Annotated in this window: 2 protein-coding genes; one reads left to right on the top strand and one right to left on the bottom strand. The window is 66.7% G+C overall.

Features of this window, described 5'->3' with window-relative positions:
- Positions 1 to 172 (bottom strand): membrane protein insertion efficiency factor YidD (gene yidD, locus VI08_RS21555; protein ID WP_198149017.1); only part of this gene is annotated, 172 nt, incomplete at its 3' end.
- Between the two features lie 93 nt (positions 173 to 265).
- Between yidD and dksA the strand changes: the two genes are divergently transcribed.
- On the top strand, positions 266 to 1216 hold the full coding sequence (dksA, locus tag VI08_RS22425; RefSeq protein ID WP_428992171.1) for an RNA polymerase-binding protein DksA: 951 nt from the start codon (positions 266 to 268) through the stop codon (positions 1214 to 1216).
- Positions 1217 to 1269: the final 53 nt, after the last annotated feature.

Genomic DNA, 1269 nt, shown 5'->3' with positions numbered 1-1269 from the left:
GCCAGCCGCCGAGCACGGTGCCCTTGAGGGGGCCGAAACGGGCTATGGCAATCCGGGTGTAATCGGAACAGGATGGATGGAACCGGCAGTTGGCCCCCAGCAGGGGGCTCAGCCACCGCTTGTAAAGGGTCAACAGGAAGAGAAGGAGGCGGGTCACTGTCTCGTAGGCCAGGTCGGGCACCCGACAGTATCCCAGAAGATAGGTTGCTGGGGTAACGCATCTGGGCTATAACACCCCGCCGCCACGGCCACCGAGGTGAAGGAAATGGCGAAAGTCGTTCGTAGCTCCACCGTTGCCAAGGCTGCCGCCAAGAAGGGCGGGGCTGGTGACGTGAAGAAGTCTGCACCTGCTAAAGCTCCGGCCAAGGCTGCCGCAAAGAAAGTAGCGGCGCCGGCGAAGAAGGCGCCCGTGAAAACGGCGCCGAAACCGGCCGTGGCGAAAAAGGCGGCGCCCGTGAAGGCGGCGCCGGCGAAAAAGGCGGCGGCCCCCAAGGCGCCCGCCAAGGCCGCGACAAAGGCAGCAGCCCCCAAGGCCGCGCCCACGCCGGCGAAAAAGACACCGGCCCCGGTGGCGGAACATTCCGCGGCCAAGGCCACTCCAAAGCAGCAGGTGAAGGCATCGGCGGCACCCGCCCCGGCGCCAGCGGCCAAGGCCGCCAGCCCCGCCCCTGGCCGCAAGGCGTCCGCGGTGGGCAGCGCCACCCCATCCAGAACCGAGAAGTCCGCGCAAGCAAGCATGAACAGCACCACTCTTGAAAACGGCATCACGAAGGAAGACGGCCGCTACGCGCTGCCGGCTTCCACGGTCATCGACCTGCCCAAGGGCTACCGCCCGCGCAACGACGAGGAGTACATGAATCCTCGTCACCTCGCCTACTTCCGCAACAAGCTGAAGGAATGGCGCGAGCAGCTGGTCGAGGAATCCCGCCAGACCATGGACAACCTCCGCGAGGAAGTCCGCGACGTGGGCGACGAAGCCGAGCGTGCCACCCGCGAGACCGAAAACTCGCTGGAGCTGCGCACGCGCGACCGTTACCGCAAGCTCATCTCCAAGATCGACAAGGCCCTGCGCCGCATCGAGGAGGGCCGCTACGGCTTTTGCGAAGAGACCGACGAAGAGATCGGCGTCGACCGCCTCGACGCGCGTCCCATCGCCACCCTCTCGCTCGATGCGCAGGAGCGCCGCGAGCACCTGCAGAAGCAGATGGGCGACTAAGCCGCGAGGCCGCGCCGCTGTGGTTTGAAGAGGCCCCGCCAGTGAGCGGGGCT

The sequence above is a fragment of the Luteibacter yeojuensis genome (genome assembly GCF_000964085.1).
GTDB classification, from domain to species: Bacteria; Pseudomonadota; Gammaproteobacteria; order Xanthomonadales; family Rhodanobacteraceae; genus Luteibacter; species Luteibacter yeojuensis_A.
This window is presented reverse-complemented; position numbering and strand designations above follow the sequence as displayed.